We start from the raw sequence: 18532 nt of genomic DNA on the forward strand, positions 1-18532 counted from the left end.
TACGTACTACTGTTAGTATCTGCACGTAGCAGGAATGCCGCAAGCTTTGTGCCTTGCCTACTCTATATAGAAGCTCTCTGTGGCTTTTTGGAGCCTACATCCCAGTTCTCGGCAAGGCTTTGTGGGAATTGGCACGGTTTTGTAATTACAGTCTGCAACACCGGCTTTTCTGCGACGCGCAACGCACCTCCGGTTCACAACTCTCACCTTCCCTGCTATGAATACGAAGCGACTTTTCGGCCGCCTGGCCGCGGCTACCCTTTTGTTTTCCGCTTTCACCCTCTCCGCCCAAGCGCAGATTCAGCCCCACCGCGTGCCGAAATACCAAGGCAATTATCAGGGCAAAGCCCAAGCTCGCCCTGTATATTCCACTCGGTCTAGCGGCTCCACCCCAGGCGTGCAAATCGGTATCCGGGCTGGCGTAAACGTGTCCGACTGGTCGGGCGACGCGGTGCAGAGCGTAATGAACGTCACTGACTTCACTAACGGAGCCGTAACCAAAGAAATGAAGCCCGGCTTCCACGCAGGCCTTTACGCTACCCTGCCTCTGGGTTCAAGCTTTGCCATCGAACCCGGCATTAGCTATTCCGAGAAAGGCACCAAGTTGGTCGGTACCATCCCGTTTGAGCCTCTCGATTTCCTGAACACCCGCGTGACGGCCACTTCCCGCATGGCCTATATTGATGTGCCCGTGCTGGCCAAAGCCTACATCACGCCTGGCTTCTACATTTTCGCCGGTCCGCAGGCGTCGTTCTTGGTGAGCAACCAAGCCCGCGTAGAAGCCAGTGCCCTAGGCTTCTCGGCCTATAAGCAAGACTTCGACATCAAAGACCAGTTCCGCCCCGTCGATTTCAGTGTGGTAGGTGGCCTCGGCTATCAGTCAGCTGCTGGCTTTGGCATCAGCGCCGGCTACGACTACGGCCTCTCGTCACTCGACAAAAGCAACCGCTTCGACGTGTATAACCGGACCATCAAAGCGTCCGTGAACTACTCGTTTTAAATATCCTTTTCCAAAGTAGTTAACAAGCCATTACAGGACGGAGCCCAACTAATTGATCAGTTGGGCTCCGTCCTGTAATGGCTTGTTGATTTCTCACTTCTTTTCAAGACGAGCTATTTCTTCTTTTAGCTCGACCATACTAACGGGGCGAAAGGCAAGATTTTCTTCTGTACGGTCACTAAGTATTGTTTCCAGTGAGGCAAGATATGTTGTGCCGTTGCGCTGTTTGATGGCAATTATAGTTGCGGGTTCGTTTTGGGGTACGCTTCGAAATCTTGTTTGGAACCCAACCCTTTCACCAGCGAGTACGCTTCGCTTGTTCTTAAAAACCAATTTTATATCCGTATCAGCATCGTCTTCACTCACGGCAAACGTGATGAGCGGTTCTGACGAATTGATGAACCTGTCGCAGTTAATCCACCCTAGTTGCGCGGCGCTGAACAGATAGTTGCTAATGCCACCCGTAGAAGCTTGGCTGAGCGTAGAGCCGGTGAATTGCCGTTCAAACGCCTGCACAAAATCGGCTGCTTTAAGTTGCCGTATGGCTTCTAGTTTATCATAATAGTCGTCCACGAGAATTTTGCCATTGGCAGTGAATCTTACGGTAATGGTGCATGTGCTAGGAGTAGCTACTCCCAGCCAGCGCGCCGGTGACCAACGGGGCAGTGCGCGTACTGCCGAAAGGACTTCAGCTTGTAGGTCGGAAGAGTACACACCTCCTTGCGCTTCAGGAGTTAGCACCTGTCCGTTTTCTGCTATTGTGATACGAACATGCATTACCGCAAGTACCGGTTGCCCTAAGTTGCGCGACAGGCGGCGCAGTTCGCGTCGGTTTGGTTTAGAGGGACGCATTGCTTTCAACTGGCGTCGTAGACTTGGTGCGTAATCTATGCCTTTGCGCAACTGCTGACGCAATACCCCGCTACCACCCACAAATTTAGGCGGCTGGATGTCAGTTGATTCCATCAAACCAACTACTGCCTGCGGCCTTGGGGCTTGCCAATCCAGTTGCTCGGAAGAAGTAGTTTTTATTCCCTTAAACAATTGCATATCCGGCTGTGGACGGCTGGTTGGCATCCGCAACAGTAACTGGACGCCTTCGCGCAAGGCACAAATCTGTCCCGACGTGCTGCTGGCTTCCAACTGCAGCATGCCACCGGTTTCCAATAGTTGCTCGCCAGCGCGGGTGCTCAGGTTGTTGAGCACCATATCGGTCAGGGAGTAGAACTCGCGTATGCGCAACTCCACCGGACCGACTACTGGAACTTGGCTGCCAACAGTTACAAACGCATGAGCGGGCACGAGCACCATCGTGCCTTCGGTAGCCCGCAATACTGTATCCCGGCCAGGCTGAATAAGGAAGGACTGCGCAGGCTTGACCTGCCGAGCGTAGAAATCTGCTAGCTTCTGCTCCCCTGCCAGAGGGGTCAGCGTACCAACTTCTTGGGTTTTGATTCTTACTGTTGGTTTAGGTAGACGAGTAATAAGAGACGGGTAAGTCGCTGTGCGGGCCCGTGCTGCTGGTGGCTGGCTTAGCGCAGGAGGCACAGCAGCAGATAGCGAAGCGGATGATATTGCTGGAGCGTTTGCCTGGGGTGTGGTTGCCGGAACCTTAGGTGCTACCGAAACGGGACTAGTTGGTTTTGCCGCGTCGGCTAGTTGCGGATCCCGACCGGAGCAAGCCGCCAGAGCAGACACCAAAAACAGAGTTGCGAGGAGATGTGAATGCATAGGTTCAGTAAAGAATATAGGAACGTATGCATTCTTATAAATAATATAACGCAGCCCGGATTTTCAGCGTCCTCAGTTGCTACCTCTCATAGACTTTACGCAACAGAAAAAGGCTCCACCGGAAGTGATGGAGCCTTTGCTAATGAATACCAAAGGTCAGGCTGGGCGCAACGGGTAACGTGCAACCGGTAGTCTGCAACCAACCGGAACTCCCGCCGCAATAGGTGAGTGAAAGTCCCAGCCTGACCCAATATCTTGTTTGCTTCTCTTTAGCGGGAGCCGTAGCCGTTTGTGTTTGGTTGCAACCCGTCCGCAATTTTAATTAAACGCACTAATTCTGCGCGGTAGCCCTCCCCGTCTTTTCCCCGTGCTTCATTTGCCAGCTGGGCTGTACTCGCGAAAGTAGCAGTGCCTCTGTGGGTTGACTCCCGTAGTAGCATTCCAAATTGAGCAACAGCAGTAGCGAAACGTATGTTTTCGGAAGCTCGTTCCAATGGCATTACAGGTCCGCGCAAGGTGCGCTCAAACAACCGGCTGGTACTGCCCTGCGGCTCTTTATAACGCAACTTCACCGTCATCACGTCGGCGGATGCTGGGGCTGGCTTTTCGGGGTTGGAGCTGGGCTGGTATTTCAGCTTATCAACGGTAGTGGGAGCCCCAACGGGCACCACTTCGTAGAGGGCCGTGACGGTGTGACCCGCGCCCATTTCGCCGGCGTCTTTGCGGTCATTGTTGAAGTCTTCGGCGGCCAGGGTGCGGTTCTCATAGCCGATGAGGCGGTACTCGCGCACCCGGGCGGGGTTGAACTCCACTTGCAGCTTCACGTCTTTGGCTAGTGTGAAGAGCGTGCCGCCGAACTGCCGCACTAGCACCCGCCGGGCCTCGTCGAGGTTGTCGAGGTAGGCGTAGTTGCCATTGCCTTTGTCGGCCAGCAGCTCCATTTTCTTGTCTTGGTAATTGCCCTGACCCACGCCGAGCACCGTCAGGAACACGCCTGATTCCCGCTCCTGCTCTATCAGGTGTTCCATGGCGTCGTCGCTCTGCTCGCCTACGTTGAAGTCGCCGTCGGTGGCGAGCAGCACGCGGTTGTTGCCGTTCTTGGTGAAGTTTTCGCGGGCTACTTGGTAGGCCAGGCGCAACCCGGCTCCGCCCGCTGTGGAGCCACCGGCCCGTAAGTCGTCAATAGCCCGCAGAATCTCGTTGCGTTTGTCGCCGGCTGTGGGAGGCAGCACCAGGCCAGCAGCCCCGGCGTACACCACCAAGGCCACCTTGTCCTGGGGTCGTAATTCCTTCACCAGCAGCCGTAAACCAGCCTGCACGAGCGGCAGCCGGTCTTCTTCATCCATGGAGCCCGACACGTCCACTAGAAACACCAGATTGGCGGGCGGCAGCTTATCGGTAGCGACTTGCTTGCCTTGTAATCCCACGTGCACCAGCTGATGCGCCGGGTTCCAGGGGCAGGCGGCCAGTTCGGTAGTCACCGAGAATGGCTCGGGGCCGGTGGGCTGTGGGTAGTCGTACTGAAAGTAATTCAGCATCTCCTCGATGCGGACGGCGTCGGGGGGCGGAAGTTGGCCCTGGTTGAGGAAGCGGCGTACGTTGCTGTAGCTGGCTGCATCCACATCAATGCTAAAGGTGCTAAGGGGGTCTTTGGTGGTGAGATGAAACCCGTCTTCCTTGACGTGCGCATACGACTCCCCAGCACCAGGCACCGGGCGCGGCGTAGGAAAAGAGTGCTGACCTATTATAGAGCTTGCACTCTGGCTGCGGGCACCTGACTTCTTTGATTTAGCGCCCCTCACTCTTGAACCGGATGTGACGCGCACGCCGGCAACTCTGCCGGATAATACTTGGCTTACGTGTGCGGGCGCAGTACCCGATACCACCACTTCCTGTAGTTGGTGTACGCTCGGAGTAAGCGTCACATCCAGTGTACGGAGGCTTCCTACTTTCACTTCTCGCGGATCATACCCCACAAAGCTCACGACCACCGTGCGGCAGCCCTTCGGCAACAGCAACGCGTACGTACCGTCTTGGCTGGTGGAAGTACCTGTGCTTGTACCCTTAGCAACCACTGTCACGCCAGGCAAGCCTTGTCCCGTGCTGGCATCGGTTACGCGGCCGCGAACGGTTAGGGTGTCGGCCGGGGCTGCCAGACGGGATGACTTGGTGGGTTTGCGTTGCGCTTCGGCAACCGGCGCAAAACTGAACACCATACTACCAGTGGCAACCAGCAGCGGCAGAAGCAAAGAGTTCTTCATAACAGACAGGATTAGGTGAAGCGGATACCTGTCTGATGCTCACGCATTCCGGATTCCATACCGAGACGCAAGAATTTTTGTGGGGTACTCTACTAGTGTCCCACAAAAAAGCAGGCCACCCAATCTGTGGGTGGCCTGCTTTTCGTGCTAGCTAAGTTTGTTTATTTCTGGAAGCGGCGGACAAGGATTTGCTGGTCTTTTGTACTGACTTCCAACAGGTATAAGCCAGCCGGCAACGTGCTAACCGGGGCCGTACCCTCGTTGAACGTACCGCTGCCCACCACGCGGCCGCGCACATCGAGGATGCGGTAGCGGCTACCGACCAGCTTCAGCCCCGAGTTGCTGAGGTGCAGTTGGTCGACTACGGGGTTGGGGTAAAGCTGTACATCGGCGGTGGCGGCATCAGAGTTTTTGGTGGCCAGTGCCGTGCGGGCACTACCGTTCTGGGTGATGCGCACCCAATTGATGTTCCAGCCGCCGGTCTGGGCGTAGATGCCGAAGTTGTAGGTGCCAGCATTGACGGTGACGGTCCGCGACACGGTGGTCCAGTTCTGCCAGCCGCCCGTGCCGGGAATCGTGGTGTTGCCAAGTTGGACGGTGCCCCCATTCAGGTCGGCCGACACGGTACCGCCCGCCGCGCCGCTGGCTACGCGGTACTCGATGGTATAGGTGCCTGAGGTCGGGAAATTGATGCCGTTCCACACCAGATAGTCGCCCTGGTCAACGAAGCCCATATTCTGGCCACCCTCGGCGCAAGCTTCCACGGTCATGCCGTTGTTTACGTTGGCGGCTTCGGCTTCCAGCTGCCGGCTGGAGGCGGCGGTAGCCGTTTGCACTCGCACCGAAGTAGCCTTGTCGTTCCAGTTGCCGGTCCCGAGTGGGGTGTTCACTAGGCAGCTGTTGCCAGCACTGCCCACCGTGAGAGAGGCGCCCGTGAAGTTGTCGTTTTCATAGAGCACCACCTGGTAGCCACTGTTGACCCGGAGCGAAGAAATGTCGTTGTCCAGTATGCCCCGGCTCTGGAGCTGGCTTAGCGTGTAGTTGCCGACCGGCAGCGCAACGGCGGTACCGGTGTAGTTGCAGTCTTTATAAGAGGTAGCCACGCCGCCGCTCGGAGTGGTGCCCGTGCCTGCGTAGCCGCCGAACGTGGCCACCACGCGGGTTGGCTGCGGAGTTTGGAGCGTAGCCGACTGGTCGTTCACGTCGTCGTAGGCGAAGCCGTAGCTAAGCTGGTCTACGCTGATGCCGGGCAAGTGCCAGAAGCGCGCGTAGTAGTTCATAGGCGCGGTTTGGTAGTAGCGGCTGGCGTCGTACCAGTTCTGCTGACCGGGGTTGGGCGTGGTGGTATTTACTACGTGGCGGTTGATGGCGGCCGTTAGCTGGGCCTGCACCACCAGGTCGCAGTCTCCGTCGCCCACGCGGTTGTCGAGCACTCCTTTGCCCTCGAATGCTTCTTGCGTGGTAGGCTTGCGTGCCACAACCCCCGTCCGGCCCGTGAAGGCCCCCGACTGCCCCACCACCGTGAGCCGGCCGTTACTGATGCGCCCCTTGAATACGCCCGCGTTGCCGGCGAAGAAAATCAAATCCTCGTTCACGTACTTGTTCCAGATGGCGTCGATGTAGGAGCCGAAATAGTTGCCATAGGGGCCGGGGGTGGTGCCATTGGTACCGTCGTAGAAAGCCGCCGTTTTGGAGGGGAAGGTGATTTCGCCGGTGGTGTTGTTTACCGTACCCTGAAACTCAGTGGGCACGTTGGCTTTGTAGGCCGCCACAATATCGGGGTGCGACTTCAACTCGCCGGTGCGCTTCTGGTAGCCGTTGCCGAACAGCTCTAACCCCATCGGGTACTTGTAAGAATCGACGCGGGTGGTGTTGCCGAAGAAGCCGAACTGGTTGTTGGTCAGCTCGATGAACTCGTACAGAATACCGCGGTTGGGGTCACTCGGGTTCTGGGCGTTGGGCGCTGCGTAGCCCGAGGGCGCCCCCGTCGAACCGTAGAAATAGAAGTACAGCTGCTGCCCCTGCGCAATGAACACCCGACAACCCGCAATGTAGGGCAAGGTGAAGGTCTTGTTCGGGATGTCGCTCAGCCGATAAAAACAGGAGGCATAGCGCGAGTTCTGCCCCGGTCCGGTGTTGCCGTTGTAGGTCGGGCCGAGTACGGTGTTGTACGAGGAGTTCATGGGCAGCACTTGGCTGGTCCGCGGGTCAATCCAGACGTGCTGCCCCGCGGGGTTGAGCCCCACAATGGCCACGTACAGCGTGTTGTCGGCATAAGGCGAGTTGTTGGCAATCGTAAACGGAATGCTGCCCTGGGCCAAGCTGCTGGCAGGCAGCAGCCAGGCGCCTAGCAGCAAGACAAGGATGGATAGTAGAGGTAGCTTTTTCATACGGGTAAGGGTTGTGGTGGGAAAAGGATTGGACAGGGCACGCGGACTAGTTCTACCTCAAGGGCAGGCAAAACCAGTGTGTAGGGGTGCTTTCTCGGCAGCAGAACGCCAGAAACAGGCGAGATTATCCTCTATCAGTTAAGCAGTTGCTTTGCAATAGTGCTACTAGGTGCGGGCCAAGAACGGAAGGGGTATGCCGAGACGCTGATAGGATATTGCCAAGGTAATGGTGTTCAACCGGAAAGAAAAAGCCGGGAAATGTAGGCCAACTGCCCGCTAGTTGGTGGCTGCTCACTTACGTCACACGGCGCCAAGGCGCGCTGTACTTCTTACCCACCCACTGGCCCGCGCTACACTGTTCTAAACCCCATATATGCAGCGCGGTTGAACACTTACAGCACAAGTAGCCGGCTGCTTACATCACCACCCCACCCCCAAATCTTGTAACATTTTTCAGGAGAGTGTACTGGGCAAAGGAAGTGGGCGACTTCATCTGCTCGCTCCCTACGTGGCAGCAACAGCATCCTCTGTTCTACCAGTTGCCTCGCAACTTGGCAGTTCCGGGCGGTGGGTGTACCTTTGAACTTATGGAAACGCAAGCCCCAACCCTGACCCAAGACACCGCCATCTTCGACCTGATTCAGCGCGAAAAAGAGCGGCAAACGCATGGTATTGAATTGATTGCCTCCGAGAACTACGTCTCGGAGCAGGTGATGCGGGCACAGGGCTCCATCCTAACCAACAAGTACGCCGAAGGCCTACCCGGCAAACGCTACTATGGTGGTTGCGAAATCGTCGACCAAATCGAGCAGCTGGCTATCGACCGCGCCAAGGAATTATTTGGCGTGGAGTGGGTGAACGTGCAGCCGCACTCCGGCGCGCAGGCCAACGCCGCTGTTATGCTGGCCATCCTCAACCCCGGCGACAAAATTCTAGGCTTCGATTTGAGCCACGGTGGTCACCTCACCCACGGCTCGCCTGTCAACTTTTCGGGCAAGCTCTACCAGCCTAGCTTTTATGGTGTGGAGCGCGAAACAGGCCTCATCGACTGGGAAAAAGTAAAGGAAACTGCCCGCCGTGAGCAGCCGAAGCTTATCATCTGCGGCGCCTCGGCCTACTCCCGCGACTGGGACTACAAAGCCCTGCGCGAAGCTGCCGATGAAGTAGGCGCCTTGCTGCTAGCCGATATTTCGCACCCCAGCGGCCTGATTGCCAAAGGCTTGCTCAACAACCCCTTCGAGCATTGCCACATCGTCACGACGACCACGCACAAAACCTTGCGCGGCCCCCGCGGCGGCCTTATCCTATTGGGTAAAGACTTCGAGAATCCGTTTGGCTTGAAGACGCCGAAAGGTGAGCTCCGCATGATGTCGGCGCTACTGGACTCAGCCGTATTCCCCGGCACACAGGGTGGCCCCTTGGAGCACGTTATCGGCGCGAAGGCCGTGGCCTTCGGTGAATGCCTGAGCGACGCGTATACCGACTACACCCAGCAAGTGATTCGCAACGCGCAGGCGCTAGCCAAAGGCTTCACCGACCGTGGCTACGAAATCATTTCGGGCGGCACCGACAACCACCTCATGCTAATTGACTTGCGTAGCAAAGGCCTTACCGGCAAGCTAGCCGAGAACACGCTCATCAAGGCCGACATCACCATCAACAAAAACATGGTGCCCTTCGACGACAAGTCGCCCTTCGTGACCAGCGGTATGCGCATCGGGTCGGCGGCGGTTACTACCCGTGGCTTGCGCGAAACCGACATGGCGCGCATCGTCGATCTGATTGACGACGTGCTCATGCACAACGACGACGACGCTTACTTGCTGCGCGTACGTGGCCAAATAAACGAGTGGATGCAGCAGTTTCCACTCTTCGCCTAAATTCAGTACCTGAGTAGCGGAGTAACGGCGTATTTACCAGTGAATCGAGGCTTGGTACATCTTGGATGCTCCAGATTTCGTTTGTGCTGTACGCTTTGCCTTTCGGCTTACTCAGTTACCCCGCTACTCAGTTACTTTTTCCGTGGATCAACAACACCTTTCTTCCGGGCACCCTGTGATGGGGCAACAGCAGGAAATGTCTTTCATTGACCACTTGGAGGCCCTGCGGTGGCATATCATCCGCTCGGCTATTGCCATTGTGGTGTTTACTACGGCTGCTTTCTTAGCCAAGGATTTTCTGTTTCATGACTTGATCCTGGGCCCATCCCGCGGCGACTTCTGGACTTACCGCGCTTTCTGCAAGTTCGGCCAGTGGGTTCACGCCGAGGGGTTGTGCATCGGGGAGCCAACCTTCGATTTGCAGAACCGCCAGATGAGCGGGCAGCTAACTATGCACATCAGTTCCTCCTTTGTGGTGGGGCTGGCGCTGGCGTTTCCGTACACGTTCTGGGAAATCTGGCGCTTCATCAAGCCGGGGCTTTACCCACACGAGCAAGCCAACTCGCGCGGCGCGGTGTTCTTCGTGTCGGTGTTGTTTATAATTGGGTTGCTGTTTGGCTACTTCATTGCTGCACCGCTCAGTATCAACTTCTTGGCCTCGTACCAACTGGATTCAACCATTGAAAACCAGATCGACTTGCAGAGCTACATCAGCACGCTGACCACCATGAGTTTGTCGTGCGCCGGGGTGTTTGAGTTGCCCATGATCGTGTTTTTCCTGGCTAAGGCCGGCATCGTGACGCCCGAAATCATGCGGCTTTATCGCAAACACGCCATTGTGGTTATCCTCGTCATTGCAGCCGTCATCACGCCTCCCGACATTTCGGCTCAGATCATTGTCACGATTCCGATTGTGCTGCTTTATGAGCTGAGTATCAACATTGCTCGCGTCGTGACCCGCAACCGCACCAAAATGCTGAACGACCGGCTAGCCGAAAACGGCGGGGTAAGCTAAATTCTACAGCATGCATTAGTTCTGGATGTGCAGAAGAAAAGAAACTACAGCTGTAACGGCTCCTGCTTCTCTCCTTCTGCACATTCTTATTTTTACGCGCCACTACTTCTTCACATCGAACCACATTTTCACTGCTCTATGATTATTGCCCTCGGTTCCGACCACGCTGGCTTCGAGTACAAGCAAATGCTAGCCCACTGGCTGCGCGACAACGGCTACGAAGTGCGCGACTTCGGCACCCACTCCCCCGACTCGGTGGACTACCCCGATTTTGTGCACCCCCTCGCTGAATCCATTACCAGTGGCGAGCTGGAACGCGGCATTTTGGTATGCGGCTCAGCCAACGGGGTGTGCATCACGGCCAACAAGCACCGCGGCATTCGGGCGGCTATTGCCTGGGAACCGGAATTGGCTTCCCTTGCTCGTCAGCACAACGACGCCAATATCTTGTGCGTGCCCGCTCGTTTCATCAGCGAAGAAAATGCCCGTGCTATTGCCAGCCAGTTCCTCAACACCGCTTTCGAGGGGGGCCGGCATCAAACCCGCGTCAGCAAGATTGATTGCTAGGCGCCTAGCTGCTGCCATAGGAAAGGCGGGTTGCTGTTCCCCTGGAACGGCAACCCGCCTTTCCCTTTATTTTAGTTGGTATACCCGGGGGGTTTTGGTGAGCTGATAGCGGCCGAAGATGGCGGGTGCCTTGTATTGCAGCTCTTTGAGGTGGTTGGTTTGATCGATGATGACTGTGGGCGGGGCGGCCGACAAATTGCGGGAGATACGATAGATAGCAGCGTACTGCCCCAGGTGGCCGAAGTCCGCTTGCGCCAGGCGCCAGTCGAGGTAGGGAGACCCGATGGAGTTGGTGAGGTAGGGGCGCAGGTCGGCGCCGAGTACCAGCAAGCGCTGTCCGCGCAGGTTGGCGTAGTGCGGGTTGGGCTGCACGGCGTACCGAGCTTCCAACGGAAACTGCAGCAACCCATCGAGGGCTAGCACACCCCGGTAGCGCACACCTACTACCAACCCTAGCAGCCCCAGAAACAGCACTTCAGCCACCCAGGCCCGCGGCGCCTTCTGCCACAGAAACAAGCTGAAGTACGTTACGGGCGGCAGCAACAGTCCGAGTGTACCGGGCGCTGTGCCTCGGCCAACCGCCATCATGAGGGCCGCTACCAGCAGCCACACCAGCATCAGCTGCTGAAACTTCACTTGGAATACCAACCCAAGCGCGGTGGTGAACGACCGGGCTAGCGCCAACACCAGCACCACGCCTGGCAAGATCAACAACCGCCACTGCAAGGGCAGCGGCAAGCCGTCGGCCCCCATCACGAGGCCACTAAGGGTGGGCACCAAGTGAAACTGCCGGAAAGGGGGTATGGCGTCGTTGTAGAGGAAGAACGTGGCGACCACCGCATACGGAAACCCAAAGCCGCACAGCAGCAGCAAAAAGCTTCGGAACGAGTTGGCCGCAAACACGATAACGGCAAACAAGCCAACCAGCAGAAACAGCGCGAGCGGCAGGTAGCATAGCGCCGCCACTCCTATCAGAAACCCCGCTCGAAACAGCCGGCGGTTGTCGTAGCCCTCACGCGAAGTAGGCAGCAAGGCACTGAGTCCCAGAATAATAAACGTGTGCCCCACCAACAGCGGCGACAATGTATCCAAGTCGGTGGTGACGCTGGCCAGCAGCAGGTACGTAACGGCCGCCAAGTACCCCCGCTCGGGATGTACATCGGCACGGTTGAGCACGAAGTTCAGGCGGAACGCTTGGGTTAGGAGGAGGGCCAGCGCCAGAACGCGGTACAGCCACAGGGGCCGCGACGCTACCACGTCGAGCGAAGCGAAAAGCGCAGCAGCCAGCGGGGCCGTAGCGTCGTACAAGTCGCGGTAGGGCAGGGCCCCGGCGTGCAGCCGCTCCCCTACCAGCATGGCGCGCAACTCGGCCATGGTGAGCGGCACGCCAAACCACAGCAGCGGCAACCGCACCGCCAGCACCAGCAGCAGCAGCAGTACCAGACGAGTTGGCAGTGGGCTTTTAAAGAATTGAAGCACTATTCAGGCAACGGGATTGACAGGTGAGTAGCGGACAAGGGCTTGGGTTGCAAAGCTACGTGCATCGCCACGTATTAGTCCGGTATTCTCTTCCAACAGTATAATACCCGTTGCCTTTTCACTTCGCACCGCATCACCTCATCCCCTTTCGTACCTTTGTCGACTCTTATGGAAAGCAAACGACAGCAAAAAGTATCCAGCTTGTTACAACAAGAGCTGGCCACCGTATTTCAGCGCGATTTACCGCACTTGTTTCCGGGCCTAGCACCAGGTATTGCCGGGGTGCGCGTGTCCCCCGATTTGGGGGTAGCCCGCGTGTACCTAAGCCAGTTGCTGATGCGGGAAGGCAGCGGGCAGGAGATGCTGGATCTGGTGCAAGACAACCTGAAACAAATCCGCCAGGCCTTGGCTAAGCGTGTCCGTCAAACGCTACGCATTGTGCCCGACTTGGTGTTCTTCCTCGACGACTCGGCGGCATACGCTGCCAAGATGGACGAGGTGCTTAGCAAGCTCGATATTCCAGCCCCCGAGCCCGAGGCAGAGGATCAGCCTGAACCGGAGGCCCCCAAACGCCCCAAACTCTTCACCGACGACAGCGAGTAACTGTGAAGCGGTGGCACAACATCCGGTGGTGGGTGTCGATAACTCACCTGTTTGTTGTTCCTATTTTCGCAACTTCACACCTTCACAAACGCACCAGATACCTTGCATTACGACCCGATAAAACGCTCTTTGGGCGAGGTCTTCAACCGCACTCCGTTGCTGCGGCGCCTGTTCTATCACATGCTCGACCTGCTCTTGTTGCGCACGTGGCATGTGCATCGGGAGCTACGGCAGTGGGCGAAAGGCCGCACCAACGAAGCGCTCAATATCCTGGATGCCGGCTCTGGCTACGGGCAGTACACCTACTGGCTTTCCGGGTTAAGCGAGAAGTGGCACATTCTGGCGGTTGACGTGAAAGACGAGCAGATTGCCGATTCCAACAAGTTCTTCCGAGAGATTGGCCGCACCAACGTGCAATTTGCTGTGCAAGATCTGGTGCTCTACCAGGAGCCCAACACCTTCGACATGGCGCTGGCCGTGGACGTGATGGAACACATTCTGGAAGACGTGGAAGTGTTTCGCAATGTGCACGCCTCACTCAAAGACGGGGGTATGCTGGTCATCTCCACTCCCTCCGACCAAGGTGGCTCCGACGTGCACTCCGACGGCGAGACCAGCTTCATTGAAGAGCACGTTCGGGACGGCTACAACATTCACGAGATTCAGCAGAAGCTGCGCACAGCTGGCTTCGAGCGGATAGAGGCGCAGTATAGCTACGGAGAACCCGGCCAGATATCGTGGCGCCTCAGCATGAAGTACCCCATTCTGATGCTTGGCAAGTCCAAGCTGTTCTTTATCCTGCTGCCCTTCTACTACCTCGTCACGTTCCCGTTCTGCTTGCTACTGAACTGGCTTGACGCCAACACCAAGCACGACTCCGGCACCGGCCTCATCGTGAAAGCTTGGAAGTAGACCTTTTTGCGTGCGGCGGCGTATCTTGCTCCAAAGCAGTAACGCTAGCCACCACCCAGATAATGCGTCGAACAAGCCTGATTCAATGCGTGTCAAGAAGACTTTGGACTTCGTGCAGACGAGCGGAACAAGTAGCCGCAACCATGGGCGTAAGCCCCCGTTTACTTTCCATATCACTGAGGAACGTTTGCCAATTTCACGGAGTCTATGCGTGGCGTTAGCTAAATAGTAGACCTTTTTTACCTCCCAAGCCCCACCTTCCACGCCCCGCATGGACGTACCCTTGCTCATTGCCCGGCGTTATTTTCTCTCGAAGAAGAAGCGCAACATCATTAGCATCATTTCCAACATCTCCATGATTGGCGTGGCGGTGGGAACCATGGCGTTGGTTATTGTGCTGTCGGTATTCAACGGACTAGAAGACCTCGTCCGCACCCTCTACGGCAAGTCTGACCCCGATTTGCTCGTGACGGCCGTGCAGGGCAAGTCATTCCCCATAGAGGCCAAAATGCTCGACAACCTGCGCCGGCTGCCCGGTGTCGGGTTACTGACGGAGGTTATCGAAGACAACGCCCTGCTCCAATACCACAACCGCCAGATGGTGGTGAAAATGAAGGGAGTATCGGAAAACTACTACACCCAAAGCCGCATCGACTCGGCCATTGTAGAAGGCGACCACCGGCTGCTTAGGGGCACCAACGAGCCGTATGCGCTGCTAGGAGCGGGCGTGCAGCACGAGCTAAGCATTGCCCTCAACAACCGGCTTTCGCCCTTGCACTTGCTGTATCCGCGCAATACCGGCCGGAAGACCCTTTCGATGAACCCGGAAACGGCTTTCACCGAGCAAACCATTCTGGCCGGCGGCGTCTTCCTGATCGAGCAGCACATGGACGACAGCTACATCTTCGTACCGCTGGAATTTGCTCAGAGCTTGCTGCAATATGGCAACCGCCGCACGGCGCTGGAGGTGAACGTCGGCGATGAGCACGACATTCAGGAAGTGAAAGCCTTGGTGAAAGAGCAGCTCGGTTCCAATTTCCAGGTGCTTGATTCCGATGAGCAGCATGTGAGTTTGCTGAAAGCCATTAAGGTGGAGAAGATGTTCGTGTTCATTACCTTCGCCTTCATCCTGCTTATTGCGTCACTGAACATCTTCTTCTCGCTCTCGATGCTCGTCATCGACAAGCGCAAGGATGTAGCTATTCTGCTGGCCATGGGTGCTACGCCGCAAAATGTTCGGCGCATTTTTCTGCTGGAAGGTGCCATCGTGGCATTTGTAGGCGCCTTCACCGGCTTGGCGTTGGGCATTGGCATTTGCTGGGCCCAGCAAACGTTCCATATCGTGAGCATGGGCATGGCCACTAGCGTTGTGGATTCCTATCCCGTGAAGATGCAGTTCTCCGACATTGCCCTCACCGGACTAGCTATTATTCTTATCACGCTAGTTGTCTCGATCCGGCCAGCTCTCAACGCCGCCCAAATCGACGTACGCGAAAACCTGTAAGCAACCCAGGTAAGCGTTCCTAGCTGTATACAGGCCAGATTTGCTTCTGGCCAAGGAAACTGTGTCCTAAACTCATCAATATAATTATTTAGATAATAAGTTTTATTATTTGCTTTAAACTGTAATATTTAACATCTGTAGTTACTTTTAAAGCTTCATATTGGTCGGTCTTTATTATTATGAAGGTTTCTACTTCTCAGCCTTTTCAAATTGTTTATTCGTTGCTGGAGCACGAATATCTAGGCTATCTATTTGAATCTTACGTAGTTCAGCGAAACGCTAAGGGCCAACTTACACTCCAGCACCAGACCGTATCTGCAAAAAACGCGTCGGAATTCGCTGACGGTCTCGATGCCGTTGATTTCGAGTTGATTGCCCTGACCGACCAAATTCAACAGGACGCCGTTATCAAGGAATACTCAGCTAAGAAGACTACGCCGGCCGATTTTTTCCTGAAAGTATACGACCCTGAGAAAGGCGACAAAGCCCTGCAGGAAGAGATTTGCCGCTACGTGCAGGAGCGTATGGGCCAGGTACTGGCGCGCCTATCGGGGAAGCTGGTGTTCATTATGGGCAAGGACGGTGAGCCCACTTGGCACGAGATAGGAATGGCGGCTGAAGCGGCTTCTATCCTGTTCCACTTTCGGCGCAACGACGACAACACGCACTATTTTCCTACTATCCAGTACCAAGGCCAACGCCTTGATTTCCAGTATAAAAACGCCGTTATCGTGTGTGAGCAACCGGCGTGGCTGCTGCTCAACGACACGCTCTACTATTTCCGCCACGAGGTCGACGGCAAGAAGCTGCGGCCGTTTCTAAACAAGAAGTTTATCGTTATTCCCCGGCAAGTAGAGGACAGCTACTTTCAGCGCTTCGTGGCGCCGTTGGTGGAGTCGTTCGATGTGCACGCTCGGGGCTTTGATATTCGCTCGGAGCGCTACGCCGCGCAGCCGCAGCTTACGTTTTCAGACGTGCCTACGGCCACTATTGTGGCCGAGGAAGACCGGCGGCGTCCCACGCAAGGCCGCGGCCGCGCGGCTTCCGTTGCTACGGCTTCCGCGGTGGCGGCCATGCCCGTATCCGACCACATTCACTTCGACCTTTCGTTCCGCTACGGCAACTACACCGTACACAACGGCCACGACAAGCGCGTGTATGTGCAGCTGGAGAAGAAAGAAGACAACTACATTTTTCATCGCCTAGTACGCAACCTCGACCAGGAGCAGGAAATCATCCGGGAGCTAGCCGACCGGGCCCTCGAAGTGCGCAATGGCCGGGCGGTGCTGGAGAAAGCCACGGCCTTCCGCTGGCTGCACCACAACTCCGACGAGCTAGCGCGCCTGGGCTTTACGGTGCAGCAAGGCAGCACCTCCGGCAAAGACTACTTCATTGGGGCAGTGAGCGTGCAAGTGGGTATTTCGGAGGCCAACGACTGGTTTGACGTGCGCGGTACCGTGCGCTTTGGCGATTTCGAGATTCCGTTCATCAAGTTGCGGCCTTACATTTTGCAGCGCCGCCACGAGTTTCGGCTACCCAACGGCCAGATTGCCATCATTCCCGAAGAGTGGTTTACGCAGTACTTAGAGTTGTTTGCCTTCGCCGAAGAGCACGAGCAGACGCTTACGCTGCGCAAACATCACCTGGCCTTGGTGTCGGACCTGCAAAACGGCAACCTGGCCACCGTAGTGATGAGCCACAAGCTGGAAAAGCTACGCGGCTTTGAAACCGTGGAAGACCAGCCCATGCCGGTTGGTTTCCGGGGCGAGTTGCGGCCCTACCAGAAGGCTGGCTACAACTGGCTGCACTTCGTGAAGGACTACCACTTCGGCGGCTGCCTCGCCGACGATATGGGATTGGGCAAAACCATCCAGACGCTGGCGCTGCTGCTGCACCGCAAGGAAAGCGGCGAGTCGGGCGGTGCGGCTTCCTTACTGGCCATGCCTACCTCCTTGGTGTACAACTGGTTGAGCGAAGCGCAGAAGTTCACACCGGGCTTGCGCATCCTCACCTACACCGGCACCTACCGCGACAAAAACGTAGCCCAATTTGCCGACTACGACGTGGTGTTGACCAGCTATGGCATTGTGCGGCTAGATGCTGAGCTACTGAAAACCTACAAGTTCGACTACGTCATTCTGGACGAATCGCAGGCCATCAAGAACCCTGGCTCCACCACTTCACACGCCGTGCGTGGCTTACTCTCGCGCTACCGCCTTATTCTGACTGGGACGCCCGTGGAGAACAGCACCATGGACTTGTGGTCGCAGATGTCGTTTATTAATCCGGGGCTATTGGGCACGCAGGCCTTCTTCCGCAAGGAGTTCCTCAAACCCATCGAGAAAGGCAAGGACGAGGGCCGCACGCGCAAACTCCATGCGCTGATCAAGCCCTTCATTTTGCGCCGTCACAAGGCCCAGGTAGCCCGCGAGCTGCCCGACAAAATCGAGCACCTGAGCTACTGCCCTATGACCGAGGAGCAGGAGCACTGCTACGAGGAAACCAAGAGCTACTACCGCAACAAGATCCTGCAAAACATCGAGGAGCACGGCACGGCCAGCACGCAGTTCATGCTGCTGCAGGGCCTCACCAAGCTCCGCCAGATTGCCAACCACCCCCGCATGGCCGATGAGGACTATGTTCACGAGTCGGGCAAGCTGCGCGAGGTAATCCGGATGATCAAAAGTGTGGTTTCTGAAGGTCACAAGGTACTAGTGTTCAGCCAGTTTGTGAAGCACCTCGACATTGTGCGGGCTTCGCTAGACGAGCGCCAAATAGAGTACGCCTACCTGGATGGCAACACCCGCGAGCGGCACAAAGTGGTAACGCATTTTCAAGAAACCGAAGACCTGCGAGTGTTCCTTATCTCGCTGAAAGCTGGGGGCGTCGGCCTCAACCTCACCGCTGCCGACTATGTGTTCATCCTTGACCCGTGGTGGAACCCTGCCGTGGAAGCCCAAGCCGTAGACCGCGCCCACCGCATTGGGCAAGAGCGGACGGTCTTCACCTATAAGTTCATCACGAAGGGTACCGTGGAAGAGAAAATCCTGGCGTTGCAGCACAAGAAGATCCAGCTCGTCACGGACCTTATCACCACCGACGAGGCCATTATCAAGAGCCTGACCAAAGAGGATATCGAGGAACTGCTGGGCTAAAGGTCACTTGCCGTACTAGCGACTATCGTTGCGCT

Annotated in this window: 12 protein-coding genes; 8 read left to right on the forward strand and 4 right to left on the reverse strand. The window is 56.5% G+C overall.

Annotated elements, in window-relative coordinates; translation table 11 throughout:
* Positions 1-217 precede the first annotated feature (217 nt).
* Complete coding sequence (locus MTX78_RS22795; RefSeq protein ID WP_243798636.1) at positions 218-1000, forward strand: porin family protein; 783 nt, start codon at positions 218-220, stop codon at positions 998-1000.
* A gap of 93 nt (positions 1001-1093) precedes the next feature.
* On the opposite strand, the gene MTX78_RS22800 is transcribed toward MTX78_RS22795, so the two are convergent.
* From MTX78_RS22800 to MTX78_RS22810, 3 genes are all read right to left on the reverse strand, one after another.
* Positions 1094-2209: an energy transducer TonB gene (locus MTX78_RS22800; protein WP_243798638.1), complete on the reverse strand. Its 1116-nt coding sequence runs from the start codon at positions 2207-2209 to the stop codon at positions 1094-1096.
* 791 nt (positions 2210-3000) lie between these two features.
* On the reverse strand, positions 3001-4992 hold the full coding sequence (locus MTX78_RS22805; RefSeq protein WP_243798640.1) for a vWA domain-containing protein: 1992 nt from the start codon (positions 4990-4992) through the stop codon (positions 3001-3003).
* Positions 4993-5153: 161 nt separating this feature from the next.
* Positions 5154-7382, reverse strand: coding sequence for a beta-1,3-glucanase family protein (locus MTX78_RS22810; protein WP_243798641.1), 2229 nt, complete (start codon positions 7380-7382; stop codon positions 5154-5156).
* Positions 7383-7969: 587 nt separating this feature from the next.
* On the opposite strand from MTX78_RS22810, the gene MTX78_RS22815 reads away from it, so the two are divergent.
* The 3 genes from MTX78_RS22815 to rpiB all read left to right on the forward strand — a co-directional run bounded on the left by MTX78_RS22815 (position 7970) and on the right by rpiB (position 10844).
* Positions 7970-9262, forward strand: coding sequence for a serine hydroxymethyltransferase (locus MTX78_RS22815; protein WP_243798643.1), 1293 nt, complete (start codon positions 7970-7972; stop codon positions 9260-9262).
* 196 nt (positions 9263-9458) lie between these two features.
* Positions 9459-10277 (forward strand): twin-arginine translocase subunit TatC, encoded by an 819-nt coding sequence (tatC, locus tag MTX78_RS22820; protein WP_243798645.1) that lies wholly within the window; start codon positions 9459-9461, stop codon positions 10275-10277.
* Between the two features lie 138 nt (positions 10278-10415).
* Positions 10416-10844 carry a ribose 5-phosphate isomerase B gene (gene rpiB, locus MTX78_RS22825; RefSeq protein ID WP_243798647.1) on the forward strand — a complete coding sequence of 143 codons (429 nt, stop codon included), beginning with the start codon at positions 10416-10418 and terminating at the stop codon, positions 10842-10844.
* A gap of 66 nt (positions 10845-10910) precedes the next feature.
* Here the strand turns inward: rpiB and MTX78_RS22830 are convergent, their stop codons facing one another.
* Complete coding sequence (locus MTX78_RS22830) at positions 10911-12323, reverse strand: hypothetical protein (protein WP_243798648.1); 1413 nt, start codon at positions 12321-12323, stop codon at positions 10911-10913.
* 168 nt (positions 12324-12491) lie between these two features.
* Here MTX78_RS22830 and MTX78_RS22835 point away from each other — a divergent pair, with 168 nt between their 5' ends.
* The 4 genes from MTX78_RS22835 to MTX78_RS22850 all read left to right on the forward strand — a co-directional run bounded on the left by MTX78_RS22835 (position 12492) and on the right by MTX78_RS22850 (position 18497).
* Positions 12492-12926 carry a ribosome-binding factor A gene (locus tag MTX78_RS22835; protein WP_243798650.1) on the forward strand — a complete coding sequence of 145 codons (435 nt, stop codon included), beginning with the start codon at positions 12492-12494 and terminating at the stop codon, positions 12924-12926.
* A 51-nt stretch (positions 12927-12977) separates the two neighbouring features.
* Positions 12978-13838 carry a class I SAM-dependent methyltransferase gene (locus MTX78_RS22840; RefSeq protein WP_243798652.1) on the forward strand — a complete coding sequence of 287 codons (861 nt, stop codon included), beginning with the start codon at positions 12978-12980 and terminating at the stop codon, positions 13836-13838.
* A gap of 271 nt (positions 13839-14109) precedes the next feature.
* A complete protein-coding gene (locus tag MTX78_RS22845; protein WP_243798654.1) occupies positions 14110-15342 on the forward strand; it encodes an FtsX-like permease family protein in 1233 nt (410 codons plus the stop codon).
* 179 nt (positions 15343-15521) lie between these two features.
* The gene (locus tag MTX78_RS22850) at positions 15522-18497 is read left to right on the forward strand and encodes a DEAD/DEAH box helicase (protein WP_243798655.1); all 2976 of its coding nucleotides are present in this window, start codon (positions 15522-15524) and stop codon (positions 18495-18497) included.
* Positions 18498-18532: the final 35 nt, after the last annotated feature.

The organism is Hymenobacter tibetensis (assembly GCF_022827545.1).
Classification (GTDB): domain Bacteria; phylum Bacteroidota; class Bacteroidia; order Cytophagales; family Hymenobacteraceae; genus Hymenobacter; species Hymenobacter tibetensis.

Bases quoted from the DNA above. Each gene is read 5' to 3' on its own strand.
- MTX78_RS22795 (WP_243798636.1), top strand. From the start codon at position 218: ATGAATACGAAGCGACTTTTCGGCCGCCTGGCCGCGGCTACCCTTTTG.
- MTX78_RS22810 (WP_243798641.1), bottom strand. From the start codon at position 7,382: ATGAAAAAGCTACCTCTACTATCCATCCTTGTCTTGCTGCTAGGCGCC.
- MTX78_RS22850 (WP_243798655.1), top strand. From the start codon at position 15,522: ATGAAGGTTTCTACTTCTCAGCCTTTTCAAATTGTTTATTCGTTGCTG.
- MTX78_RS22835 (WP_243798650.1), top strand. From the start codon at position 12,492: ATGGAAAGCAAACGACAGCAAAAAGTATCCAGCTTGTTACAACAAGAG.
- rpiB (WP_243798647.1), top strand. From the start codon at position 10,416: ATGATTATTGCCCTCGGTTCCGACCACGCTGGCTTCGAGTACAAGCAA.
- MTX78_RS22800 (WP_243798638.1), bottom strand. From the start codon at position 2,209: ATGGTGCTCAACAACCTGAGCACCCGCGCTGGCGAGCAACTATTGGAA.
- MTX78_RS22845 (WP_243798654.1), top strand. From the start codon at position 14,110: ATGGACGTACCCTTGCTCATTGCCCGGCGTTATTTTCTCTCGAAGAAG.
- tatC (WP_243798645.1), top strand. From the start codon at position 9,459: ATGTCTTTCATTGACCACTTGGAGGCCCTGCGGTGGCATATCATCCGC.
- MTX78_RS22805 (WP_243798640.1), bottom strand. From the start codon at position 4,992: ATGAAGAACTCTTTGCTTCTGCCGCTGCTGGTTGCCACTGGTAGTATG.
- MTX78_RS22815 (WP_243798643.1), top strand. From the start codon at position 7,970: ATGGAAACGCAAGCCCCAACCCTGACCCAAGACACCGCCATCTTCGAC.